This window comes from Marinomonas aquimarina (assembly GCF_900089755.1).
Taxonomy (GTDB): Bacteria; Pseudomonadota; Gammaproteobacteria; order Pseudomonadales; family Marinomonadaceae; genus Marinomonas; species Marinomonas aquimarina.
The window spans coordinates 22,644-47,240 of record NZ_FLOC01000023.1 but is presented as its reverse complement, the minus strand read 5'-3'; the positions used below and the strand labels follow the sequence as shown (position 1 = coordinate 47,240).

Genomic DNA, 24,597 nt, shown 5'->3' with positions numbered 1-24,597 from the left:
TACTTAGGCAATGTAATGATGACTCCCCGAGCCAACGGCAGAAGCTAAAAAGAGCTACTTGGAGCGATGATTATCGTGCTCAATTATTGTTTGGTTAAAAAGAGAACAAAGTATGCTCGAGCCCTGGATTAGAACTGGGTCGGCATCTTGATCTGGTAAATGATCAGCTAGTTCATTATAAGCAGCCCAATCTTCTGGAGTTGCCTGTTCCAGGTCATGCCTAAGACTGAGAAGAAACTCAAGCGTCTTAAGATCTTCTTTGCCAGCTTCAACATATTCCCTACATTCAGAAATATGCTTATCTAATAATTCTAACGTTAGCAAATTACTCTCCGAAAAATTTCATAACTTAATAGTCCGCATGCGCGTTTACGCGATGCTTATTGGCTCTATTACATCTTACTAACCTTATGGTTTAAAGCTATTTTCAAGCTTATCCAAGACGCTTTCTCAGATAAAAACGAGGATGCTAGATCGCTTCCCCGAGCGGAGCCGGGTTGTACAAGAGAAAGCTATTCCTACTGCATTTCCAACAACTTCGGACATTACAGAGATTCCATGCGTTTAATTCGCGCGCTCTTTATGATGAATTACATGGAAACTCACTAGACTGCAAAGCTGGGGTTAAGACTTACTACCGATGAGGATGCAAAAAGGTTCCCGCGCACAGCGCGGTCCTACTAAGGCCGGAGTTAATACTGATTGTTTCTGAGGTTGCGAGATCGCCTTCCCCGGACGGAGCCGGGTCGTACATGGGGATTGCCAGCGGAGGATGCGAGGTCGCTTCCCCGAGCGGAGTCGGGTCGTACATGGGAACCGGACTTGAAAAAGCTTCCATGCGTTTGATTCGCGCTGACGGTCGAAGGGAGGTACGACCGAAGATGTGCGCAAGCGAATTGAATTGCATGGAAGATTCCTAGCCTACAAAAGCTGGGGTTAAGACTTACTACCGATGAGGATGCAAGAAGGTTCCCGCGCACAGCGCGGTCCTACAGAGGTTGTGGTTAAATCTGATTATCGTTGGGGATGCAGGATCGCGTCCCCGGACGGAGCCGGGTCGTACAGGGGATTGCCAGCGGAGGATGCGAGATCGCCTTCCCCGAACGGAGTCGGGTCGTACATGGACAATAGCAGCGGAAGATCGCCGATGGTATCGGGTCGTGCAAGTTGTTAAGATCGTGGAAAATTCATTTCGAGGCGTTTAGTTGGCCTCAGCAGGAACGCTTATGGCTAAGAAGAAACGTAAACCTTGTCCCTATTGTATGAAAGTACGTTGGATGATTTTATACCTTGTGTGCATGGGTATGATCGGCTTACTTTTCCTGCAAGAATTCATCAATAAGTGATTTTATAAACTTGTTGAAAAGCCCCCTAGTTATACACAGTTAAATGCAATCTAAGCGTTTTTCGCGCGCTGTTGAAAACTTTTCGTTCAATATCCAATTTTCTGAAAACATAAAAAAAGCGCCATGGTTCGCACCATGACGCTTTAAGCACGTTCGGCTCAGTTTATAGCAAACCAACCGCCAATGCTGGGAACAGGATAATCAGTCCTAGACGTACCACATCGGAAATCACGAATGGTAAAACGCCTTTGTACATGGCACCGATGGAGATATGCGGGGCCACGGATTTGATCACGAAGACGTTCATCCCCACCGGTGGGGTAATCAAGCCAAGTTCTACTGTGATCACGGCGATGATACCGAACCAAATTGGATCGAAACCGGCCGCTTCGACCAATGGGTACACCACAGGTACAGTCAGTAGCAGCATGGCGATACTGTCCATGACACAGCCTAGTAGGACAAACAGGATCAGGATGCAGAACAGTACCATGTAAGGTGACAACTGCAGTGCGTCGACCCACTCCACTAGGGTGAAGGAAATACGCGATACCGATAGGAAGTAACCAAAGATCTCAGCACCAATGATCATAAAGAAGATCATCGCTGACATCACCAACGTCTCTTGGATGGCTTCTAGGAATTGCTCAAAGTTCATGCCACGCACTTGGGCAATGATCCAAGTGGCTGCTGCACCCACTGCCGCCGCTTCCGTTGGCGTAAACCAACCTGAGTAGATACCACCAATAATAAAGACAAAGACACCGGTAAAAGGAATCAAGCCTTTTAAGCCGACCAGCTTTTGCTTCAGCGTGGTGGCTTCGCCCGGTTGAGCGATGTTGGGGTACAAGATAACTAAAACTGCGACCGTTAACCCGTAGAGTACCAACCCAAGAATGCCTGGGATAACGCCCGCAATAAACATATCACCGACCGACTGTTCAGTGATCAGTGCATAAAGTAGTAAGGCAATTGACGGTGGGATCATGATGCCCAAAGTACCGCCAGCCGCCAAAGTGCCTGTCGCCAAGGTAGGCGCGTAACCGTTCTTTTCCATCTCTGGTAGCGCGACACGAGACATACTTGCCGCCGTCGCCATGGACGAACCAGAAATCGCTGAGAAGATGCCACAAGAGGTCACGGCCGCCAGGCCCATACCACCGCGCCAACTACCAAATAAGGTCCGCGCGCCGGTAAAGAGTTCTTGCGACATGCCCGCCTTGGAGGCAAACACCCCCATTAGAATAAACATAGGAATCGGGCTGAAACTGTAGTTAGACAAGGTTTCAAATGGCCCAGAGCCCAGAATCGAAATCGCTGGCTCAAACGCTACAATGGAGCCGAAGCCGATAAAGCCCATGGCTGCCATACTGAGTGCAATTGGGGCACGAAAGGCGATCATCACCAGCATGACCGCAATACAAGTTAAACCGATAGCTGTGGTACTCATGCGTCATCACCTTTCTTTTTCGTAAACACTAATGAAAACGCATTCAACAGGGCAGATAGGAACAGCATCGCCGTTGCAAAGGTCGCAACGCCGTAGAAATACGTCATAGGAATCAGTAAGTCTTGAGTGGTCTCGTAGCTCATCGCCGCTTCATCAATCAGGTGATAGAAGCTGTAGCTCATGGCGCCACCAAGGAACGCGAAACACAACATGTAGAAGGCTTCAAACAGTTGCTTTTTGCGCTCACTGAAGTGATCGGTAAATAAGTCCACAATCACCTGAGAACGGCTCACAGAATGTGGCAAGATAAACAGCACGGTGAACAGCAGGAAGTATTTCACCAGCTCCACACCGCCAATAAAGGTCCAGTCGACGGCTCCATCCGTAAGGGAGAACAACCCTCGTGTGATAACGTCTAACAAGGTTGAGAACATCATCCCAATCAAGAATACGCCACCAATCCAGTGCATTAGTAGCGTCAGCTTGCCAAATACACGAGAAAGTGAATTCATAACTAACTCCGAAGAAATACAACGGCCAGCCCTTCGCCAAGGGGATAGAGCTGGCTATTGATAAGGACAGTGCCTAGAACCGGCACTGTCGGGACACGCAGGAAAGATTATTTACAAGTCGTTTGGCTCAATTCCATCGCACGCGCGTAGACTTTATGCGCAGGCAGACGTTTCTTCTCAAGCTCAGCTAGGTAATCTTCCGTTGCTTGGTACAACACAGGTTTCCAGCGAGGGTTTTCCGCGCCGCCTTCGATCACGTTGATTTTGTGACCCATTTCTAAGGCTTGCTTACGACCCTCAGCATCTAGGCGATCAAATGATGCCGCGGCAATCTTCGCCCAATCCATACCTGAGTTATCGTCGATGACTTTTTTCAGATCCGCTGGTAGCTTGTTGTAAAAGGATTTGTTCATCGTTGCCACAAACGACAGCGTGTACAGACCACCTACTTCAGTGTGGTGTGGTGTTAGCTCGTTTAGACGGAATGTGTACTGACCTTCCCAAGGCAGCGACACACCATCGATCACGCCACGCTGTGCAGATTGGTAAGAATCTGGTGCCGGCATACCCACAGGCTGAGCGCCTAGGCCTTCTAGAATCTTCGCGACCACTGCCGTAGGACGACGAATGCGCAAACCTTCTAAGTCTTCAGGTGAGTTGATTTCTTTGTCTACTGTGTGGATACCACCTGGTCCGTGTGTGAAGAGGAACAGAGGCTTGGTATCACGGTATTCCTTATCTAGGAAACCTTCATCATAGATGCTTTGTAGGACACAAGAGCCCTGTGCGGCACTTTGCACCACCCCTGGCAGCTCAACGATTTGTGTCAGCGGAAAGCGGTTCGCGGTGTAACCCTGTACCGTTACCACAACGTCGGCAATACGGTGTTTCGCCGCATCGTATAACGCAGGTGGCTTCGCCAGGGTCGATGAAGGGTACATTTCCACTTCAATACGGCCGTTGGATTGTGTTTCAATCGCTTCCGCCCATTTGTCGAAAATGTCTTTTTGCTGACCTGCTACCGCAGGAAAGAAGTGTGCGAAACGCAACGTGTAATCCGCTGCTTGAACATTCGCTTGCATTAACGCAGTCGTAGCAACGGCCACAACGGCTGTTTGCTTTATTATTTTTTTCATAATGACGCCCCTAATCTATTTCTTATTACTGTTCTAATCAATTCATCATTGGCGGTCTAAAACTAGCAACCTAGGACAAGCATTGAAAATTAGTTATTGGGGTTAAGTATTTGAAAATTTGATAGTAGGAATACTAAACAATTATATTTAAAACAAATAATGCATATCTCATAGAATGCAGCATTCTAGAATGTTACAGGAATAAAAAAGGCCACCTATAAAAGGTGGCCTTTATCAAAAGCGAATAAAATAAATGTCTTATTTAACGTCTTCGTAAGGCAAGCCTACATACTGCATTGCGATCACACGACGACCTTGCTCGTTGTCGGTGTAGAAGTTCAGCTCCGACTCCATAAAGCGCGAGAACGTCTGAGAATCCGTGCCGTTTACTTCCACATCACCGAAGTCGTGCATCATGTTAGTCATCCACCAAGAGAAACGCTCACCGTGCCATACACGACGTAGACAGATCTCTGAATATTGCGTCACGCAGTCTTTATCGCCGTCTTTGTACACACGGGTCATAATTTTGTACAGAGTCGCCACATCCGATGCCGCTAGGTTCAATCCTTTAGCGCCGGTTGGCGGTACAATGTGTGCCGCATCGCCCACTAGGAACATGTTGCCGTACTGCATTGGCTCACACACGAAAGAGCGCAATGGAGCAATGCTTTTCTCAATGCTTGGACCCGTTTCCATGGTAGCTGCCACATCCGCTGGCAAACGGCGTTTTAGCTCGGTCCAGAAAGCATCATCGCTCCACTCTTCCACTTTATCCGTTAGCGGCACCTGGATGTAGTAACGTGAACGGGTGGGAGAACGCATACTCGCCAAGGCAAAGCCGCGGTCGGTTTTACAGTAGATCAGCTCGTCATGGCAGGGTTTGGTGTCTGACAGCAGACCTAACCAGCCGAACGGGTAAACACGCTCGTGTTCTGTTTTGATCTCATCTGGAATGGTTTTACGTGATACACCGTGGAAACCGTCACAGCCAGCAATGTAGTCGCAATCTAGACGCACTTGCTCACCCTCTTTTTCAAAGGTGACGTATGGCGCATCGGTTTTCACATCATGCAGTTGTACATTGGACGCCTCATACACGGTCGTCAGACCGGCTTCTTGACGAGCATCCATCAAATCACGAGTCACTTCGGTTTGGCCATAAACCATGACCGTATCGCCGCCAGTTAGCTCATCCAGTGCAATGCGTACGCGCTTGTCATTGAACGCTAGCTCCACACCAGTGTGCACTTCACCTTCACGATCCATACGCTCTGCCACGCCAGCTTCGCGCAATAGGTCAACCATGCCCTGCTCTAGAACGCCGGCACGAATACGACCCAATACGTAGTCACCTGATACACGCTCAATAATGACGTTATCAATGCCTTGTTTTGCTAGAAGTTGACCAAGCAATAAACCTGATGGGCCTGCGCCGATAATCGCTACTTGTGTTCTCATTGTTATGTACCTGTCTTATTTTTGTTCGATATCACGTTTTGATCACCTAATAGTGGCTAAGCTGGCGACAAAAAAGCAGGAACTTTTAGGACATAAAATTGTACTTTTCGGACAGGGTAAGATTTAATAAAAATATACTTATAAAAGCATTTTATAGACAAAAAGTTGGATTTTTATCAATTTAACTTATTTTTATGCGCATTATTTATTTTTCGCATAAGCATTCATTTTTTAGAAAAGTTAAAAAAAACATTATGAAACACACTATTCCGCAGTTTGCTCTGTACGGTGAAGGACGCTGGATCGATAATCCAGACTTCGTTCATATCGAAGACATTGAGGCACGCAGTAGTGACTTAGGTTGGCATATCAAGGCACACCAACACACTCAGTTATTGCAAATACTGTTGCTTAAGAGTGGTTCGGTACAGCTGCAAATGGACACCGACAAACGCTTTTTAGAAGGCTGTTGGGGCATCATTATTCCACCTGGGACGGTCCATAGTTTTCGCTTTGCCCCACAGACAGATGGTCGCGTGCTGTCGATTTCAGATGCCATGCTGAGCACCGACTTCGCCAATGCCGCCTTTTTAAGGGCTGCCGATTGTATTGACCTGAATCATGAGCAAGAAGACTTTCAGCATCTATGGCAATTATTGAACCTGATGGAATATGAGTTCCAGCGTGTAAAGAGCCATAAAACGCAGCTGATAGAGCACCTATTAAAAGCCATCTTAGTGTTTATTGAGCGTCACCACTCAACACGACACGCACAACATCAAAGTCACGACGACCTCACTTTGCAGCGTTTGAAAAGCTTGGTGAATCAGCATTTGGCCGAGCACTGGAAGCTCAGCGCCTACGCTAGCGCGTTAAATGTCTCGGAGAAAAAGCTCAATCGCCTGACGCTACAGGCCTACGGCAAAACGGTGATTCAGCTGGTGCATGAGCATTTGTTACTGGAAGCGAAGCGCAATTTGATCTATACGCAAAAGTCTGTGGAAGAGATTGCCTACGATCTCGGCTTTAAAGACCCTGGCTATTTCTCAAGATTTTTTAAACGATGTGAAAAAATCACCCCTGGGCAGTACCGACAAGCCCTAGAAAGACAAAATTAAAAAACACAAAAAATTGATTTATATGAACTTTATCGAGTTAGTTTAGTTTTTCTCAAGTATCTACTGAAATTTGATCGTTTGTCTATTTTGTGGTCGATACGTACCATACAAATCATCGAAACACAGTTAATTTTTTGGAGAACATTATGAACAACATCGATAACTTAGACACTGAATTCTACGTTGAACGCGCTTACGAACTACGTCGTAACTACATTGCCGCTGCGGTTAAATCTCTAACAGCACGTATCAAAGCTGCGCTAACTTCTGGTAACCGTACGACTTCTGCTCCACTACAAGGCAACCCAGCGCACTAATCTTCGGGTCTCCCTTGCTTGGCAAGTCATTGCCAGCCTTCGTTACTGATCACAGAGTAAAAACAACAAACGATCAGCATAACGAGCGCCCTCCTCAGACGCCATACTCAGTGCGAACATCACACGCTAAACCAGCAAATGAAAACCACCTGATTCTCATTTCTCTCACTCTATTTGTCATATAACTGTCATCATTTGTTCATACCATACCGCTCATATCCCTTGGCGAATGGTAGCGATACGGAAATGCAACGAGACAATGCTGAGTTACTAAATCAGATTTTAGAGGACGGTTTAATCACCCCTCTATTCCAGCCGATTTATGATTTAACCAGTGGCCACACTTATGGCTACGAGGCATTATCACGTGGTCCAGAAGGTACCGAGCTGCACCGACCGGACGTTTTATTTCCCTTTGCTCAAGCACAAGGTCGCCTGCACGAATTAGAACTTTTGTGCCGTGCCCGCGCCATTTCCCGTTTTGTGGAACTTCAGCTTCCGGGGCAATTGTTCCTCAATGTCAGTGCCTCCCTACTGAGTTCACCCGATCATCAAAAAGGCATGACCCTGTCGATTCTCAATGAACTGGGGATTAGTCAAAGCAATATTGTCATCGAACTGTCCGAGCAACATCCGTACGATCAAAATGGCCTGACGCATCAAAGCGTTGAGCACTATCGCGAAATGGGCTTCCAAGTCGCTATTGATGATCTAGGCGCTGGCTACTCTGGCCTGCGTCTATGGTCTGAAGTACGCCCTAATATCGTCAAACTCGACAAACACTTTATTGAAGGCATTGATCGCGATGAGGTGAAGCGTGAGTTTGTGCGCTCGATCATTAATATCGCGCAACGCTTACGCTGTTCGTTAGTCGCTGAAGGCATTGAGCGTCAGCAAGAGCTGGATCAATTATTAGAATTGGGCGTGCGCTACGGCCAAGGCTTCTACTTACATTACCCTAGCGCTCAGCCAGATACGGCCCCGAATGATTACCTGATCAATCAGGCCAGCCAACGTCGCCGTTTTCATGCTGAACATGGGGAAACGGTACAGACCCTGTGCCAGCAATCGATTTATGTGGACAGCACACGACCGCTGAGTGATGTGGCGCAACTGTTCAAACACAACAAAGACATCTTTGCGCTGCCCGTGTTAAAACACGGCAAACCGATCGGTTTGATTCGTCGTCATGCCCTGCATGAGCTGTTCTCCACGCCCTATGGTCGTGCGCTGTACGAAAACAAACCCGCGCTGGCCGTGACCTCCACGGATGTGCTGATCGTGGAAAGCACCATATCTTTAGCCAGTGTGTCGACCATGTTTACTGAGCAGGAAACCGACCTGCTGAACAATGAAATCTTGATCGTACGAGATGGCCTGTATTTGGGTATTGGTCATTTAAAGGATCTTCTCAAGCGTATCACTGAGTTGAAGATTCAGAATGCCACCTACTCCAATCCATTAACCCTGTTACCCGGTAACGTGCCCATTAACCACGAGATCAATCGCCGCTTGTTGGCCGAACACGATTTCTATGTGGCCTACTTTGACCTCAATAACTTTAAGCCGTTTAACGATTATTACGGTTACGCCAAGGGGGATGCCATCATTCAACTGCTGGGCAGCATTTTGCGCAGCGTGGTCACGCCTGACTTTAATTTCATTGGTCATGTGGGCGGCGATGACTTCGTGGTGATCTTTAACGATGACAATTGGTGCCAACAGTGTCAGGCGATCTTGGATCGCTTTGCTCACGAAGTGGTGCAATTCTACGCGCCCGCTGAGCTGGAGGCCGGCGGTATTTGGACCAAAGGGCGCGACGGTGAGTATCAGCTTTTTGATATTCTCAGCCTCGCCGTCGGCGTGGTGAACCCTAATCCTAAAGTGTGTGACAGTCATCACTTTGTTGCCGAGTTAGCGGCCCAAGCGAAGAAGTCTGCCAAAGAGCGTGGCGGCAACCGCATCTATCAGCAACCTTATCAATACCACTATGAAGAAGACGAGAGCGACCAACGTAACCGTTGCTGCGGCTAGTCTCATCATTTCGACACCAAGACTTCACGAAAGCGTCATGTTTGCCCTCTAGCCTAAAACTATCCGCTAGAGAGGCCTGAAAATATGAACACTCAATTTCGCGCAGTTTTTATTTCCGATGTCCATCTTGGTACCAAGTCATGCCAAGCAGAGCATTTACTCGACTTTCTTCACAACATTGATACCGAAACCCTGTATTTAGTGGGTGATATTGTCGACCTGATCGAAATGCGCAAACGTGCGTATTTTAGTGATGTGCAACAGCAGGTCGTGCAGCGTATTTTGAGCTTGGCGAAACAAGGCACGAAAGTGGTCTACATTCCCGGTAACCACGATGCTTTCTTCCGTCAATTTTGTGGCCAAACGCTCTCTGGCGTCGCCTTGCAACAACAGGCGATTCACACCACCGCAGACGGTCGCCGCTTTTTGGTCAGCCATGGCGACGAGTTCGATCAGATGGTAAAAATCAGCCCAATTATGCTCGCCATTGGCGATAAGGCTCATGGTTTAATGCTGGCATTAAATCGCCATATCAACCGTATCAGACGACTCTTTGGGCGCCCCTACTGGTCGCTAGCGGGCTATTTAAAACAGCATGTCGGCAAGGCTCAGGAATTTATCACACGCTTTGAAAGTGCCGCGATTAAGACTGCGCGCAATAAGAAACTGGACGGCTACATTGGCGGCCATATTCATTTTGCTCGCTTCCAACGTCAAGAGGATGTGCTGTATTGCAATGATGGGGATTGGGTGGAACATTGTACCGCGCTCGTAGAGCACGAGAGTGGTGAATTACAGCTGCTGCATTGGTCCGAGCAACCTTGCTTTTTAGCGTCCGAGCCGGCTCATGAGACCCTAGAGTCATCGCCGTCCTTGGCGTAATCCTTTATTGTGATTTGTTATTTGATGATAAGCGCATGCGGCCACCGCCCATGCGCACCAATTCCTGCAAACTGGGTTCATGACCATTAAAGTGTGCCACCTGCGCTAAGAGCAGCTCAGCTGTGGCCATGGCATCGGTGAGCGCATCATGGCCAGGATAGTCCGGTAAGCCGTAGCGCTCACGACAAGGGCCTAAGCGATAGCCCCCTTCAGCGATCACTTCTTGGGCACGGCTTCGGCGTTGCATCTCTAGCTGCATGGTATCGATCCAGTCAAATGCCAACGCCGGCATTGGCTGGGTCTGCCACAGGGACTTTAAGAATCCCAGCTCCAGCGGTGAGTAATGCACCACCAACACCTTATCTTTCATAATCTGGCGCAGATAGCGCAACACACTGGCATGGCGACGCCCTTGCTCCATAACGTCGGATTCGGTGATCATATGAATGCCGACACTGATATCGTCAATTTGCGCCGAGTCGAGCAATAAGTGCTGTGCTGTATCCAACTGAATGGCGCCGTTTTCCACTAACACCCAGCCCAAACTGATCACCTGATTTTGCTTAGGATCCAGCCCTGTGGTTTCCATATCCAGCACAAAGTAGGAATGCTCGTGCCAAGGCTTGGTTTTAATATCACGATGCTCGCGCCAACGATCAAAGGCTTGAAAAAAGCGTTTTGGCATTACGCATACCCTCGTGCATAACGCTGTAGTGCGGCGGTTTGGCCATCGGCAATGATGGCAAAGGTGGACTTCAAATGTTTGCGCTCTAGCGAACTCAGCTCACTGGGGTCAAGGTAGGCACTGGGCTCCCCCGTGTTTTGCCAGTGCTGGCGTTGCGCTTGCAAACGCAGCTCATTCAGCTCATCCCAAGCATCCATGAGGTTGCGTGCCACATCGAGTCCCATCAGTTTCTCTCGAGCGGCCTGCTCCAGACGCTCTTTGGTGCCCACATGATAGCGCTTGCAGCCTAAGCCATAGATGCGCGCCAGATCGTTGATCAACGCCAAACCTTGATGCTTTAAATCCAACTGATGTTTGTGCTCGCCAGAGGACTCCAACAAGAAATTACGGAAAAAGCCAATCGGCGGCTTGGTCACGGTCGCGGCGCGGGTCAAGGTGGCAAGGAACAAAGAGGACTTAGCGACCCGTGCTTGCATGTTTTGCAGCAACTGTTGTACGCCATCATCCTCGCCATAGACACAGCGAATATCAAAGAAGATACTAGCGTTAAGCAACGACGATGGCGAGCTGGCTTCGATCCAGTTGGCGAAGGCCTGTTGCCAGCCCTCTTGAGTCATACGCCATTTGGGATTCGAGGCCATAATGTCCCCAGGGCAAGAGCGAATGCCACATTGCGCCAGGCCGTCACAGACAAATTGTGCCAACTTCGCAAAATACTCGGCTTCGTCTGCGTTCGGTTGACGCGACAACATCATGCCATTGTCCTGATCGCTGCCAAGGGATTGATCTTTACGCGCTTGAGAACCGAATACTAAGAACTGAAACGGCAGCGGCGCGGGACCATAGCGATCCATGCCCAGCTCAATAATACGTCGCGTTAAGCTGTCACTGATGGCGGCGATCACATTGCCCAGATCGGTGGTTTTCATATCCGTTAGGATTAAGTTCACAATCAAGGTATTCAGCTGCTGACAGACTTCTCGTAGGCTGGTGATATCGGTTTGGCGGTTAATCTGGTTGATCAAGAGTAATGGGCTCAACTCCTGATGGCGTAACAAATCCGCGGCGGTGACCATGCCCACGGGCACCCCATCGCCTTCAGTCACGGGTAAGTGGTGAATGTTTTTCTCACTCATCAAGGTCTGGGCGTGCATCACCAAACTTTTGGCATCGATCGATGTGGGTGAGCAGGTCATGATCTCAGATAAGGGTAAGTCTGCCGAGGCGCCAATGGCCAGTACCCGCGAGCGCAAGTCACGGTCGGTGACAATGCCGACCAAGCGTTGCTCCTGCAACACTAAGATAGAACTGACGCGCGCCTCGGTCATGATCGCAGCGGCTTGTTGAACCGTGTCCTGCACCCCAGCACTGATCAAATTACGCGACATAATCTGACTGATGGCCGTCGACAGCTGTAATGCTGGTGCCGCCAAGTCGGTGGCATGGGCACGGGACAGCTTGCGCAAGCGACTGCTGCGGGCGTGAGCAAAGAATAAGGCAAATTCTTCGCTTTCTTGGAGCAACTGTTGAAAGCCTTCTTTTTGAAAGCGGTAGATAAGGCTGTCTTCTAATACCAGCACTTGTAGCCCATCAGGGTTCTGCTCTAGCACCGTGGAAATACCAAAACAGTCGCCATCGGCCAGCTTATCCACTAAACCGCCTTTTGCGGAACGGATCTCGCAGGCGCCACGGCGAATCAAGTGCAAGGTGGCCTGGTTGCCTTCCAAGTTCATCTTTTCACCTTGGCGGGCGTAGGTCATCTCAACCCCAGATAGGAGCTGCTTTTGCTGGGTATGGGTTAATCCCGAAAAAGGAGGGGTACTGTCAATAAATTTTAGGACTTCTGGGATATCAATCGCCGCCATAAAATACTACCTAGTGTTATTTTTATGGCTTAAAGATACGACGGGAAGGCGCTGCTTGCCAGCTTGGTGACGTAATTAATACTAAGGTATAGGCATTCGAAGCAAGAACTGACGTGATTGGTCGCGCACTGGCTCGCTAACCAATCACGAATCGATCACGACCTGAATTTTTGGCTTTATACAGGGCATTGTCGGCCCGGGTAATCAGGCTATCAATGCTGTCGTCGGCTTGATAATGGGACATACCGATACTGATTGTGGTGCGAATATCATAGGCCTCGCCATTGTCAAAATGTGCCTCGCGAATCACCTTGGTCAGGTGACGCAAACACTGCTCGACCTGAGCTTGCTCGACCTGCGAAAAAATCACTAAGAACTCTTCACCGCCCCAGCGGGAAATATGCCCCAATTCGCCCACGGTTCGCTCGATTAAGTTCCCCACCGACACCAATACATCGTCGCCAACTAAGTGGCCATAGGCATCGTTAATGGTCTTAAAGTGATCGATGTCGATCATCGCCAAACAAATCCCTTGGCGGCACATTTCAAATTCGCTTTTCAAGCGACGCAGCATCTTGCGGCGGTTCGGCAAGCCAGTCAGGGCATCGGCATAAGAGGCCTGCTCCAGCTCAAGATTGGCCTCACGCAGTGCGGTTTGATAGCGATCCGAGATGCGGGTGATTTTTTCCAGTTGACGCAAATGTTTATCAAAGCGCTCGCCGAGCGTTTTTTCCCGTTGGATGATCATATCCTGATAGGAATCCGACAAACGGATCATATGCTCCATACGTGCCCATTGGCTTTGGTTATAGTCCCAAAGCTCATTCAACACATCATGTAATGGGTGACCTTGGTAGGCTTCGTTAGCCAGCACATCAATCACCTTTTGCTCGAGCGCTTTAATATCGGGTTTCATTCTTGGCCTATTATATTGAAGGCAAAGCTACAGTCTTCTTTGAATTCTTCCGCCAGCTCAGCCACGCGTTCATTGTCCACATCGTAACGCCAGTTCACTGTCACGTCGCGCCCCTTTTGATGCGCTTCTTCTAACTCGTCGAAGATGTCCATCATGACCTTGATACTACTGGTATTGAGATACAGTAACGCCAGCTCCATCACTAACGGGCGATTATGGTCACTCAAGTAACTGCTCACCCAAGCCACCAACTCAGAGTAAAACTCAAATGAGTTCTCTGGGTAGGAATCCCCTTCCATATAAATCACGCCACGAGTGTTATCGGTTTCAATCAATGGCGTAGACTGGGTGGATACGATTTTCAGGTCATTCATACTAGCTTACTCAAATTTGTACACTCAGGCTAAAATAGCCGGTGCCATTTTCCAAAGTTTTAAGAGATGGCATGACAGGCGCACTGGCTTTGCGTGCGATGTCAATTAAGCCAAGTCCGGCACCGCTTGTGGCATGCTCATCTCTGGGTTTACGTAATTGTTCTTTGTAGACTTTTTTCAACTCTACTTTGTCTAATCCGGCCAAGTCTGTGACTTGTTTTAGCACCGCTTCACCGTCTTCTAGACGCACCAAGTTACCGGCAGAGACGTTGTAATGCCCATCTCGGTAACTGACCACCACGGTGGCGGTGTCGGCCCCTGCGAGGCCCGAACGCTGCGCGTAATGACGAATGTTTTGCGTCAGCTCGATGTATACAGCAAACACATCCAACGCCGCTGCAGGAGAGGCTTGCTCACTTTTCAAGTAATTGCGTAACGCATTGCCGATTTCTTCGATCAGACTTCGTGAGATGGGACCGTTGAAGCACAACAGTATTTTTTCATCGTCGAAGCGCTGACGTAATTCGTATAAATCTGGCACCAACATATTACTTATCCTCTTCACTTGATAACGGCTCAAAGCGGAAAGACAGCAGCGTGATGTCATCACGTTGTGGCAAATCGCCCATATATTCGTCCAACGCTTCAGCAAAGCGTGCCGTTTGTTGTTTCAGCGGTCGTTGTGCGTTTTCCACCAATAACCGCTCAAAACGCTTATTACCAAAGCCAAACATCTTCTCACCGCCGGCTTGGTCTAAATAACCATCCGTTGTCATATAGTAAGTGCGTCCCGCCAGAGGCAAGTCGGTATTCTCATACTCCCCCTGCTTACGGTCCCCTAGGGCCCGACGACTGGCGGCGTATTTCTCTACCGTTTCACCATCGCTGGCGTACAAAGCAATCTTGGCGCCACTGAAACGCAGCTGATCACCGGCGTGACGAATATACACCAAGCCGACATCCGCATTGGTGGCCACCTGATTCACGCTGGTGTCTTCATGCAGCATTGCGCGAACCGTTTGATCTATAGCATATAGCAGTTTGGCTGGATCAGCGATTCCTAATTCATTGATTGCTTTATCAATCGCTGCGCGCAGCAACATGGTCATCAGAGCCCCTGGGACGCCGTGTCCAGCACAATCAACAATGCCCAACAAACAACCTTCGTCATTATTGTGGAACACATAAAAATCGCCACCGACAATATCACGAGGTCGCCACACCACACTATGATGCTCGCCAAGGAATTGCTGCAATTGTCGATCCGGTAGGATGGCGCGCTGAATCAAACTGGCGTAATCAATGGAATCACCAATTTTGCGATTGGCCGCTTGAATCTGAGCATTGCTTTGCTCCAATTCTTGGGTGCGCTCTTTGACTCGGGACTCCAACTCCGCAGTATGGCTCTTAACCTGTTGTGCCATGAGGTTGAAGGTGCGGCTCAAGTCACCAATTTCATCATCGTATTTCACCGGCAAGCGGACTTCATAGGAACCTTGAGAAATGGCTTTGGCAGACATCTGCAGCTGGCGTAATGGCTGCAAGACTAAACGGTCCACGGCAAAGCCAAACAACACCAAAACAATCGCTAGGAGCAGGGCAAATACGATACCCACGCCCATGATCAAGTCGGTATTCAACAGACGCACTTCATCCAAATTCACACTGGTGGTGATTAGCCAGTTCAAGTCTGGCATATAACGGAACGAGAGAATGTAGTCCTGCTTGGCAATGCGCACTCGGATGGTTTCGACATTGGCGGATTGCTTCGCTTGTTGGACGGTTTGCTTGAGTAGCGCCAGCGACTCAGGGTCATCAATTAAGTCGTATAGGGTTAGATCATTATCATTGCCGGCAATGCCATCAATGGCCACCAGATCAATATTGGAATGGGCTTCGATTTTGAAGTTTTCCGCATTCACCACGAACGGCTGAACCCCAGGTTGCGGCGAGGAGGCAAAATCTTCGATAAAGCGCCCCAGTTCAAACCCAGTCCCGGCAATGCCAAGAAACTCATCACCATCACGCACCAGCACGTTGACCCAAATTTTGGCTTTGTGGAGATACTCATTCAAATCCACATTGATGTCATAGGGCTCAGACTGCTGACGGGTCAGGACGTACCATTTGTTCTCTTCAAGGGATTCATCAATGTAATAGCGTTGGTCGCCATCGACCGGTAACTGCTCGTCATAGTAGTAATAGGCCAAACTTTTATCGGAAACGAAGAAAATAGAAGCGTTTTCGAAGCTTGATTTAAAACCTTCCACGTCGCGCATGGCCAACGCTTTAAGGGATTCATTTTGCGGTGCTTTAAACCAATCCTGCAGCGAGCTTAACTCGGCAAAACGGCGTGCCAGCGCCAACTCACGGGTCATGGGCGTGAGGATCTTCTGATAATTTAGTTCGGTGTAACTTTCTGAATAGGCTTTGGCCGAATATTGGCGCCCTTCCGCCACCACATACCAACCCAGTGTCAACGCGATAATGCTGGCAATCAGCCCTGCTAGCACCAACACTAACAGCGATTTCCATCTCAATCCCCAACGAGCCACGTGTCTGTCCTTCTGTAAATTATGACGTTTGAACGTCTTGGTATTGTCTCAATAAGTCTGTCATAGGCATAGGCTTGGCTAAGCCAAAACCTTGGAACAAGTCACACTCCTGCGCCGCCAACCAATCAAACTGTGCCTTGGTTTCCACGCCTTCGGCAATAACCTCCATCCCTAGGTTGTGCCCCAAACTGATGATGGATTCGGCCAAGGAAGCATTTTTCTCACCGTGCTCAATGTTCGCCACAAACGACTGATCGATCTTTAATTGATCGATCGGCAGACGATGCAAATAACTGAGTGAAGAATAGCCAGTGCCAAAATCGTCCAACGAAATCAGCACACCCAGCGCCTTCAAGGCACTCATTTTGCTGATGATATCCTGTTGATCATGGGCCAGCATGCTCTCCGTCAATTCCAGCTGTAACGCCCCTGCAGGGACCTTAAATTGTTGCAAAATAGACTGCACTTGGCCGACAAAGTTTTCTTGCGAGAACTGCACCGCACTGACGTTCACGGACATCACAAAGCCCTGCATTTGCCCATGTTTGCACCAGTGCGATAACCACTGACAAGCACTGCGCAACACCCACTCACCGATGGGCAAAATCAAACGTGTTTCTTCCGCTAAAGGAATAAAGGCCGCCGGTGACACCATGCCACGCTCTGGATGCTGCCAGCGCAGCAAGGCTTCCGCCCCGACCATTTTTTGTTGTGCGTCCCACTGCGGTTGGAAATGCAGCAGCAACTCATCATTATCCAAGGCTTGGCGCAGATCGGTTTCTAATTGCACTCGCTCTAGGACACGCTCTTGCATGCCGGTTTCATAGAAACAATGGCGTGAGCGTCCAGCAGATTTAGCCTCGTACATGGCCAGCTCCGCTTGCTTAATGATATCTAACGGCTCATGGCAATCCTCATCAAACACCGTGATGCCTATGCTGGCCGCCAGTTGGTAATCGACGCCATTAAGACTGAAGGCCCGCCCCAACACTTTTAATAATTTATCGGCCACATGGCTGGCGCGATAGATAGCGCGGTCAGCATTAATACTGGTATCCGTTGGCTCCATTAACACTAGGAACTCATCACCACCAAAACGCGCCACCAAATCTTTCGAGCGAGTGGTGTCGACCAAGCGCGTCGCCACTTGCTGCAATAGCTGGTCGCCAATGTTATGTCCCCAGACATCGTTCACGTCTTTGAAATGGTCCAAATCAATAAACAGTACCGCACTTTGTTTGTTACGCAGTGCTTTGTCCTCAAGTAAGAAGGCCATTTCCTCGAGCAACAGGGTACGATTGGCGAGACGCGTGAGGCTGTCATAGTAATGCAATTGACGAATCTGTCGTTCAGAGGCTTTGCGCTCAGAGATGTCCTTAAAGTTCGCCACATAATGGCTGATCGCCCCCTGATGATCGCGCACCGTCGAAATGCTTAACCACTCAGGATACACCTCGCCATCTTTGCGCCGATTCCAGACTTCACCCGCCCATGTGCCTTTGCTCAGTAATTGCTCAAACATATGCTGGTAGAAGGCACTATCGTGCTTACCAGATTGCAGAATCGCGGGAGTCTGCCCGATCACTTCCGCTTCACTGTAGCCCGATAGTTTTTGGAACGCCTTGTTGACGCGAATAATGTGATTATTGTGATCGCTGATTAAAATGCCATCCTGAGTTTCAAACGCCGTGGCGGCAATACGCTGCTGCTGTTCCGCTTCTTGTCGCGCCGTCACATCACGTAACAGAACGATAAAACGACCATTGGCCAGATCATCTTCTTGAGTGCGGCGAAACACCACGGACAACTCAAACCACAGTACCTTAGCGGCGCTGATGTTGAGACTAAATAACGCCCCACGGTGGCTAAAATTAGGAGAGCTCAGGGTTTCTTGGAAGACATGCTCCAGCACCTGCCCCACTGCATAAGGCAATGCCTTATTATAGTGCTGACCGGGAATGAAGAATTGCTCTAATTCCAGCTCATCATTGGGCATATGCAGGTCCAACACGGTGCCATCTTGGTCCAGCTCGAGCAGTGGATCAGGAATCGCCTGCAGCGTACTTAAAAAGCGTTTATCGGTTTGGTTAGCGTGTTCGGTTTGCAAGGATAACAGCTCTGTCAGCTGCTCTTTTTGCGTACTTATTTTTAAGGTCATGTAGACAAAGCGCGCCACCACGGCCGCTAACAAAAAGCACAACACAGCATACAAGGCGATCATGTAAGGCGGTAACCATCCCTTCGCAGGCGCCACTTGCAGACGCCACTTCACACCAGGAAGGCTCATTTCCACCTGAACCGGATCCGACAGGGGGCCCTCGCTCACGGTGGCGATTAACTGTGCTTGTTCAGTGTCGATGCGCTCTAACCGATAGGCATAGCCCTGATCGACCAGAGCTTGTAAGTTGATGTTCTCCAGCAGAGCGTCTAAGCGGATCACCACATTGCTAAAGCCCCAAAACTGCTCCGCACCACCGCTGCGGCGCTCAAGCGTCACCGGCAAACGCCCGACAAAGCCTTGTCCACCCTGCACTAAATCTACCGGCCCCGCTAGCGTCATACGCTGCTGTTTCAATGCGTCCCACGCATCACTGCCCTGTTCCACATCCATTAATTGATTGAAGCCAATGACCCGTTCATTACCCCGTAATGGATACACCTGTTTGACGATGCCGTTCGGGGACAAAGCAAAATTATTTACTTCTGAATACACCTGCAGCAGGGAATCGGCCACTTGCGGAAACCAGCGCGTAAAACCGCCAAATTCATGTACCAATGCCGCCAGTGTGTAATTGCCTGACAGGTTATGGTCAAGCAGGCTCTTGAGTTGAAATGAGTAGGATTGGGCCTGCGAGAGTGCCTGTGCCCGCTTTATCTTTAACTGCTGCGACTCCCATGTAAAAGAAGCGTACAGGCCAACCACGAAGATAATGAGAAAGGCTAAGGCACTGTAGCTATAGGAGCCCCGACCAGACTTATGTGGAACAGAATCACTCATACGATAAATGTGTTCACTATGGGTTCATTAGTATCCTGACACCTTAGATGTAAAGTGACAGTATTGAGTCTACTCGCGCGGATAGCGCATCAGAGCACCTAACTTTCCATGATAGCCAGCGATTCCAGTCTGTTCGCGATCAGTGCGCCACCTTTATAATGCCAATGAATCGCAGATGTTAACAATGCTGATTTACGCTTACTTACGAAAAACATTCACAGACAGTAATGATTTGTATTAAATATCAACGCCTTACGCATAAAGTAAGGCGTTAATCAATATTAATGGCGCGGGGGGTGAGAAGCGATTTGTGGGGCAACGAGCCATTCATGCCCTTTAAGCATGCCTTCCCAATAGACCCACGGTAGGCTCTTCTCTTTTAATAACCAAGCAAGGTAAGACGGCTGGGTACCATCGATAAACCATTTCGGGAACGACGGCTTGACCTTACCGCCATAGACGAACTCCGCCAACACGATTTTGCCGCGCTCAACCGTTAAAGGACAAGAACCGTAACCATCGTACACCGCCCGTGGCGCTTGCTTAACCAGTACAGACAAAATGTTTTCTGCCACCACTGGCGCTTGGGCACGTACCGCCGCGGCCGTTTTCGCATTCGGGGTATTGGTACCATCTCCCAAACCAAATATATCGTCGTAGTGTTTGTGCTGTAAGGTATCTGGGTAGACATCAAACCAACCCGCGTCATCGGATAAAGGACTGTCTTTAATAAAGTCTAACGGACACTGTGGCGGGCACACATGCAGCATATCGAAGTCTTTTTCAATGCGTTCTTTTTCGCCTGCACTATTGCTGACCTCAAAGGTGGCCACTTGGCGTTCACCATCCACCGCAACGAGAGTCTGACCAAGATTCAAATTGATATCGTATTTTTCAATGTAGCCCATCAAGGCAGGCACATAATCGGCCACGCCAAACAACACACCACCGGCGTTACAGAATTCCACATCGATGTCTTTTAATACTCCTTTAGACAACCATTCGCTGCAGGCAAGGTACATGGCTTTCTGTGGTGCGCCAGCACATTTAATTGGCATCGGCGGCTGGGTAAAGATCGCTTTGCCTTTTTTAAGCTGCTGTACGTTTTGCCAAGTGTACGGCGCGGTTTCCCACTGGTAGTTCGAGGTCACGCCATTTTTGCCAAGGGTTTCTTTTAAGCCTGGGATCGCGTCCCAATTTAACTTAAGCCCTGGTGAGACCACCAAAACACTGTAATGCAGACGTTCACCATTAGACATTTCAATACTTTGCGACTCTGGTTGAAAGCTCACCACCGCTTCTTGGTAACGCTGCACTTTCTTCGGAATCACCGCTGACATCTGACGGCGCGTTTGCTCGCGTTTAAAGACGCCGCCGCCCACTAGCGTCCAACCTGGCTGGTAAGAGTGCTCGGAAGCTGGGTCCACAACCGCGATGTCTAAATCTGGACGTCGTTTTAACAGGCTCGCCGCTACCGCTAGGCCACCGGCGCCAGCTCCCACAATCAGAACTTCGTGATGGTTTTTATACTGAGTATTCATTGGGCATTCCTCCTTATTGTTATTGTGCGACACGATCGATCAAATCAGACATGTTGTAGCCAGCGTGCTCAGCAAGACTCAGCAGTACATCACGGGATTTATGCTCTGGATTGGCCAACGTCCACAGAGATAAGCTACGGGTACCGGTGCGGCAAAAAGCCAAGGTTTTACCCTCCCGTCCAGCCATCAATGCAGCGAACTGCTTTACCAACTCCGCATCAAACTGTCCTGGCGCTGTGGGGAGAAAATCAAACGTCATGCCCTGCTGTTCCGCGCTCGCTTTTAACACCGCACTGTCGGTCTGCGCCTCGCCCTCATGATCCGGTCGATTGCAAATGAGGTGACGTATACCCGCCTCGGCTAGACTTGTCATATGACTCGGTGTGAGCTGTTCAGCCACATAGAAGTTTGGGGTAATCTGTTTCATGTTCACTCCAGCATGTTCTCTCTGAGAGCTTTCCCTATGGCAAAGCAAACACTAATAACCATATGGAATAAGCTTATAATATTAGTATTTCATAATAATACATCCGCTTCAGAAAGGACAGACAGCGCTACAAAAATCCTCAAACGCCCTAGCGCAGACACCGAACGCAGTGCGTAAACCACGCCATCGCCGCCGCACCTTGTTGACTAATTGGTTATTTATCAAGCGGCCATAGCAAGCACCTTGTCATGGCCGCTCACCGCAAGATTTGAGCTGCTAGAACAAGAGCTTGGATCAACAAAGAATGCGCCTATAAGTCGCTAAAGCGCCGCTAACATGCACATAAAACGCTCTTTTCGAGCTGGTCACGGGTTGTCCTTTCTACTAGAATACCGCCTTTTATAATTTTGGGGCTGGCGGCCATGCTACAGACACCTTACTACCTCATTGATAAAGCCAAACTTCTGAAAAACTTAGAGAAGATTGCTTATGTTCGCGAACACTCTGGCGCGAAGTCTTTGTTGGCACTGAAATGTTTTGCGACTTGGTCGGTATTCGACCTGATGCAAGAATACATGGACGGCACCACTTCCTCTTCGTTGTACGAAGTACGCCTGGGCAAAGAGAAATTTGCTGGCGAAACCCACGCTTACAGCGTGGCTTATGCGGACAATGAAATCGAAGAAGTACTGGCCCACAGCGACAAAATTATCTTCAACACCATTGGCCAATTTGAACGCTTTAAAGAAGCGAGCAAAGACAAAACTCGTGGCCTACGTGTGAACCCACAGGTCAGTACCTCTGAATTCATCATCGCCGATCCAGCACGTCCATTTAGCCGTCTTGGTGAATGGGACCCAGAACGCATTGCAAGCGTGATCGATGAGATCTCTGGTTTTATGTTCCACAACAACTGTGAGAACAACAACTTCGATCGTTTTGATGAAATGCTGACGCTCATCGAGGAGCGTTTTGGTCACTTAATCGAGAAAATGCAGTGGATCAGCTTAGGTGGCGGTATTCACTTCACGGGCGACGATTACCCAATCGACAAGTTCTGTGCGCGACTAAAAGCCTTCTCGGACAAATACGGTGTTCAGGTGTACTTGGAGCCAGGCGAAGCGTCTATTACCAAGAGTACCACGCTGGAAGTGACGGTATTGGACACCCTGTACAACGGCAAAAATCTAGCCATCGTTGACAGCTCGATTGAAGCCCATATGCTGGACCTGCTGATCTACCGTGAAAATGCCCGCATGACCCCATGCGATGGTGAACACGAATACATGATCTGCGGTAAATCTTGTCTAGCAGGCGATATCTTTGGTGAATTTAACTTCAACCATGAATTAAAGGTCGGTGATCGCATTTCCATTGAAGATGCTGCAGGCTACACCATGGTGAAGAAAAACTGGTTCAACGGCGTCAAAATGCCATCCATTGCAGTGAAACAATTAGACGGCACAATTGAACTGGTTCGCGAATTTGATTACGACGACTTTATGCATAACCTTTCTTAAGGTTGTGGCATCACTTGTAAACTGGAGATAGTAATACCATGAAAAAGAACGTACTGATTATTGGTGGCGGAGGGGTAGCCCGCGTAGTGGCTCACAAATGCGCCCAACACAATGACACACTGGGCGATATCGCCATTGCCTCACGCAGCGTTGCGAAATGCGAAGATATCGTTGCCAGTGTCCTCGACAAAGGCGCTATGAAAGTTGAGGGCCGCATTCAGGCATATGCTCTTGACGCTCTGGATGTTGCCGCTACGGTTAAACTGATCAAAGACACCAACTCTGAGATCGTCATCAACGTGGGTTCTGCGTTCATTAACATGTCTGTGCTTGAAGCCTGTATGGAAGCAGGTGTGGCTTACCTAGACACTGCCATCCACGAAGATCCAGCGAAAATCTGTGAAACACCACCATGGTACGCAAACTACGAGTGGAAACGCCGTGAAGCATGTAAAGAGAAAGGCATCACCGCTATTCTTGGCGTAGGTTTTGATCCAGGCGTGGTAAATGCATACGCATCCCTTGCCTACAACCACTACTTCGACAGCGTAAGTGACATCGACATCATCGATATCAATGCTGGTAGCCATGGCAAGTACTTCGCGACTAACTTCGACCCAGAAATCAACTTCCGTGAATTTACCGGTGTTGTGTACTCTTGGCAGAATCGCGAATGGAACGTCAACAAGATGTTTGAAGTAAGCCGTACTGACGACCTACCTGTTGTCGGTAAGCAAACGTCTTACATGAGTGGCCACGACGAAGTGCACTCGATTTCACAAAACCTAGACGTGCCAAACGTACGTTTCTGGATGGGCTTTGGTGAACACTACATCAACGTTTTCACTGTCCTACAGAGCCTAGGCCTACTGTCTGAGCAGCCAGTTAAGACGGCTGAAGGCCTAGAAGTCGTTCCGCTTAAAGTGGTGAAAGCCGTGCTTCCTGACCCATCGTCACTAGCACCTGACTACACTGGTAAGACTTGTATCGGTGATAAAGTGAAGGGCATCAAAGACGGCGTAGAAAAAGAAGTCTTCATCTACAACGTTGCTGACCACAAAGACGCGTACAACGAAGTAGGTAGCCAAGGTATTTCTTACACGGCGGGTGTACCACCTGTTGCAGCAGCGATCCTAGTTGCTAACGGCACTTGGGACTGCGCAGAAATGCGTAACGTTGAACAACTAGACTCTCGTCCATTCCTAGGTCTATTGAACGAGATGGGTCTACCAACTCGCATCAAAGACGAAGACGGCGACCGTCCATTCGAGTACAACGCGTAATCGTCTCTAACTAATTAGAGCAGCGTTATCGAATACTTTGCAAAGCCCAGCATCCGCTGGGCTTTTTTATGGTTTGATCGAGTGCAGCACGTTGCAACTTAATCCGTATCAGCGCCCCCCCCCCGTAACTTAAGCACACTCTAAACTTACACTTCTCTAACATTATTTCAGCATTGC

Annotated in this window: 19 protein-coding genes; 6 read left to right on the top strand and 13 right to left on the bottom strand. The window is 49.0% G+C overall.

Annotation, left to right across the window (positions count from 1 at the left end):
- Positions 1-1,509 precede the first annotated feature (1,509 nt).
- The 4 genes from MAQ5080_RS16070 to pobA all read right to left on the bottom strand — a co-directional run bounded on the left by MAQ5080_RS16070 (position 1,510) and on the right by pobA (position 5,905).
- On the bottom strand, positions 1,510-2,796 hold the full coding sequence (locus tag MAQ5080_RS16070) for a TRAP transporter large permease (RefSeq protein WP_067212973.1): 1,287 nt from the start codon (positions 2,794-2,796) through the stop codon (positions 1,510-1,512).
- Complete coding sequence (locus tag MAQ5080_RS16065) at positions 2,793-3,308, bottom strand: TRAP transporter small permease (RefSeq protein ID WP_067212970.1); 516 nt, start codon at positions 3,306-3,308, stop codon at positions 2,793-2,795. Before MAQ5080_RS16065 ends, MAQ5080_RS16070 begins: the two co-directional genes overlap by 4 nt.
- 107 nt (positions 3,309-3,415) lie before the next feature.
- Entirely contained in the window at positions 3,416-4,444 is a 1,029-nt protein-coding gene (locus MAQ5080_RS16060; RefSeq protein WP_067212967.1) for a TRAP transporter substrate-binding protein, read from the bottom strand.
- A 258-nt stretch (positions 4,445-4,702) separates the two neighbouring features.
- A complete protein-coding gene (gene pobA / locus MAQ5080_RS16055) occupies positions 4,703-5,905 on the bottom strand; it encodes a 4-hydroxybenzoate 3-monooxygenase (protein ID WP_067212963.1) in 1,203 nt (400 codons plus the stop codon).
- Between the two features lie 254 nt (positions 5,906-6,159).
- Between pobA and MAQ5080_RS16050 the strand changes: the two genes are divergently transcribed.
- The 4 genes from MAQ5080_RS16050 (at position 6,160) to MAQ5080_RS16040 (ending at position 10,256) form a co-directional block, all read left to right on the top strand.
- Positions 6,160-7,023, top strand: a complete 864-nt coding sequence (locus tag MAQ5080_RS16050; protein ID WP_067212993.1) for a helix-turn-helix domain-containing protein — start codon at positions 6,160-6,162, stop codon at positions 7,021-7,023.
- 146 nt (positions 7,024-7,169) lie between these two features.
- Complete coding sequence (locus tag MAQ5080_RS17535; RefSeq protein ID WP_197464647.1) at positions 7,170-7,340, top strand: RSP_7527 family protein; 171 nt, start codon at positions 7,170-7,172, stop codon at positions 7,338-7,340.
- A 246-nt stretch (positions 7,341-7,586) separates the two neighbouring features.
- Complete coding sequence (locus MAQ5080_RS16045; protein ID WP_067212960.1) at positions 7,587-9,374, top strand: bifunctional diguanylate cyclase/phosphodiesterase; 1,788 nt, start codon at positions 7,587-7,589, stop codon at positions 9,372-9,374.
- 84 nt (positions 9,375-9,458) lie between these two features.
- On the top strand, positions 9,459-10,256 hold the full coding sequence (locus MAQ5080_RS16040) for a UDP-2,3-diacylglucosamine diphosphatase (protein WP_067212957.1): 798 nt from the start codon (positions 9,459-9,461) through the stop codon (positions 10,254-10,256).
- 4 nt (positions 10,257-10,260) lie between these two features.
- Here MAQ5080_RS16040 and MAQ5080_RS16035 read toward each other — a convergent pair whose 3' ends face one another.
- The 9 genes from MAQ5080_RS16035 to MAQ5080_RS17530 form a co-directional block, all read right to left on the bottom strand.
- Positions 10,261-10,941 carry an exonuclease domain-containing protein gene (locus MAQ5080_RS16035; protein ID WP_067212954.1) on the bottom strand — a complete coding sequence of 227 codons (681 nt, stop codon included), beginning with the start codon at positions 10,939-10,941 and terminating at the stop codon, positions 10,261-10,263.
- Entirely contained in the window at positions 10,941-12,806 is a 1,866-nt protein-coding gene (locus MAQ5080_RS16030; protein ID WP_067212950.1) for a DUF294 nucleotidyltransferase-like domain-containing protein, read from the bottom strand. Before MAQ5080_RS16030 ends, MAQ5080_RS16035 begins: the two co-directional genes overlap by 1 nt.
- Before the next feature lie 136 nt (positions 12,807-12,942).
- Entirely contained in the window at positions 12,943-13,722 is a 780-nt protein-coding gene (locus MAQ5080_RS16025) for a diguanylate cyclase (protein WP_067212947.1), read from the bottom strand.
- Positions 13,719-14,096, bottom strand: a complete 378-nt coding sequence (siaC, locus tag MAQ5080_RS16020) for a biofilm regulation phosphoprotein SiaC (RefSeq protein ID WP_067212944.1) — start codon at positions 14,094-14,096, stop codon at positions 13,719-13,721. The genes MAQ5080_RS16025 and siaC overlap by 4 nt, the downstream gene beginning before the upstream one ends.
- Positions 14,097-14,106: 10 nt before the next feature.
- Positions 14,107-14,643 (bottom strand): biofilm regulation protein kinase SiaB, encoded by a 537-nt coding sequence (gene siaB / locus MAQ5080_RS16015; RefSeq protein WP_067212941.1) that lies wholly within the window; start codon positions 14,641-14,643, stop codon positions 14,107-14,109.
- A gap of 1 nt (position 14,644) precedes the next feature.
- The gene (siaA, locus tag MAQ5080_RS16010; RefSeq protein ID WP_067212939.1) at positions 14,645-16,651 is read right to left on the bottom strand and encodes a biofilm regulation protein phosphatase SiaA; all 2,007 of its coding nucleotides are present in this window, start codon (positions 16,649-16,651) and stop codon (positions 14,645-14,647) included.
- A 19-nt stretch (positions 16,652-16,670) separates the two neighbouring features.
- On the bottom strand, positions 16,671-19,649 hold the full coding sequence (locus MAQ5080_RS16005) for an EAL domain-containing protein (protein ID WP_067212936.1): 2,979 nt from the start codon (positions 19,647-19,649) through the stop codon (positions 16,671-16,673).
- 281 nt (positions 19,650-19,930) lie between these two features.
- Complete coding sequence (locus tag MAQ5080_RS16000; protein ID WP_067212934.1) at positions 19,931-21,190, bottom strand: NAD(P)/FAD-dependent oxidoreductase; 1,260 nt, start codon at positions 21,188-21,190, stop codon at positions 19,931-19,933.
- A 19-nt stretch (positions 21,191-21,209) separates the two neighbouring features.
- Complete coding sequence (locus MAQ5080_RS17530; protein ID WP_197464646.1) at positions 21,210-21,617, bottom strand: protein tyrosine phosphatase family protein; 408 nt, start codon at positions 21,615-21,617, stop codon at positions 21,210-21,212.
- Between the two features lie 422 nt (positions 21,618-22,039).
- Here MAQ5080_RS17530 and nspC point away from each other — a divergent pair, with 422 nt between their 5' ends.
- A complete protein-coding gene (gene nspC, locus MAQ5080_RS15990) occupies positions 22,040-23,137 on the top strand; it encodes a carboxynorspermidine decarboxylase (RefSeq protein WP_067212928.1) in 1,098 nt (365 codons plus the stop codon).
- 38 nt (positions 23,138-23,175) lie between these two features.
- Positions 23,176-24,420 (top strand): saccharopine dehydrogenase family protein, encoded by a 1,245-nt coding sequence (locus tag MAQ5080_RS15985; RefSeq protein ID WP_067212925.1) that lies wholly within the window; start codon positions 23,176-23,178, stop codon positions 24,418-24,420.
- The last annotated feature ends 177 nt before the right edge of the window (positions 24,421-24,597 follow it).